Source organism: Methylobacterium platani (assembly GCF_001653715.1).
GTDB classification, from domain to species: domain Bacteria; phylum Pseudomonadota; class Alphaproteobacteria; order Rhizobiales; family Beijerinckiaceae; genus Methylobacterium; species Methylobacterium platani.
In genome coordinates this window covers 1-1,179 of sequence record NZ_LWHQ01000066.1, presented here as the reverse complement: position 1 = coordinate 1,179, position 1,179 = coordinate 1, and the positions used below count along the sequence as shown (strand labels likewise).

The following is a 1,179-nucleotide window of genomic DNA, read 5'->3' as shown; positions in this document are numbered from 1 at the left end:
CGTCGGCACCTTCGCGGTGCTCGACCACAGCCGCGGCGGCCATGGCGGCCACGGCGACGCGCTGCCCTCCTTCGTGCTCGACCTGACCGACCCGCTCCAGCGCGTCGCCGGGCTCGGGGGCGCCAGGCCGAACGCGATCGGGATCCAGATCGTGCCGGTCGCGGCGGCGAACGGCAAGCCCGGGACCGCGACGCCGAGGCGGATCGAGGTCGTCTTCGTCACGTCGTAAGGTCGGGCGTGGAGGCGAGAGCCGGGGCGACGACCATGCGCGCAGCGGAGCGGGTCGCGATCGCGGGGGCGGCCGGATGGCTGGCCGTCGCGACGGCCGGCGCAGCGGGAGGCGGGCCGGTGCGGGTGACGATCGACGCGCCGGGCGAGGTGCCGATCGCCCGGGCCGCCACGGCGGGGGCGGCCGGGCCGCGCCGCCTCGTCCTGTCCGTGACCGGGTTCGCCCCCTCGCCCGCGGGGCCGGTCGAGGGCGTGGTGACGATCCGCTGCGGCGGCGCGGAGCGCGAGATCGGCCGGTTCGGCCTGTTCCCGCAGACCGCCTTCGGGCCGAGCGACCCGGGCGGCGCGCAGGCCTTCGGCTTCGCGCTTCCCGACGATCCGGCCTGCCGCGAGGCGGACCGCGTGACGGTCCGCCTCGCGGCGAGCGCCGGCGACGGCCGGGGGGCGAGCATGGAGCTCGGCCCGGCGAGCGTCGAGTGAGCCCACGCGAGGCGCCGCCGGTCCTCACAGCCGGTAGAACCGCTCCGCGTTGTCGTGGAACAGCTTGCGCCTGTCGGCCGCCGGGAACGCGGCGGTGATCGCCTTGAACGCATCGAAGATGCGGTCGTAGCTCGAGAACAGCTTGTCGACCGGGAAGTTGCTGGCGAACATGCAGCGGTCGACCCCGAAGGCGGCGATCGCCTCCAGCACGTAGGGCCGGATGCTGTCGGTCGTCCAGGTCCAGTCGCCCATGCCGAGGCCGGAGATCTTGCAGGCGACGTTCGGGGCGGCCGCAAGGCGGTGCATCCCGGCCTTCCAGGCGTCGAAATGCGCCATCCCGTCGACCTGCATCCCGGTATGGTCGAGGACGATCTGCGTATCCGGGAACGCCCGGGCGAGGTCGTAGGCCTCCTCCATCTGCGGGTAGTAGAGCTGCAGGTCGAAGGACAGGTCGAGGTCGCGCAGGAGCGC

Annotated in this window: 2 protein-coding genes and 1 pseudogene; 2 read left to right on the top strand and 1 reads right to left on the bottom strand. The window is 74.2% G+C overall.

From position 1 onward, the window contains the following. Both A5481_RS35445 and A5481_RS27310 read left to right on the top strand, forming a co-directional pair. Positions 1-229 (top strand): annotated as a pseudogene (locus A5481_RS35445) (tyrosinase family protein); the annotation flags it as partial. 35 nt (positions 230-264) lie between these two features. After that, entirely contained in the window at positions 265-708 is a 444-nt protein-coding gene (locus A5481_RS27310) for a hypothetical protein (protein ID WP_053082383.1), read from the top strand. 24 nt (positions 709-732) lie between these two features. Here the strand turns inward: A5481_RS27310 and A5481_RS27305 are convergent. After that, positions 733-1,179: amidohydrolase family protein (locus A5481_RS27305; RefSeq protein ID WP_156655658.1), on the bottom strand; the 447-nt coding region annotated here is incomplete at its 5' end.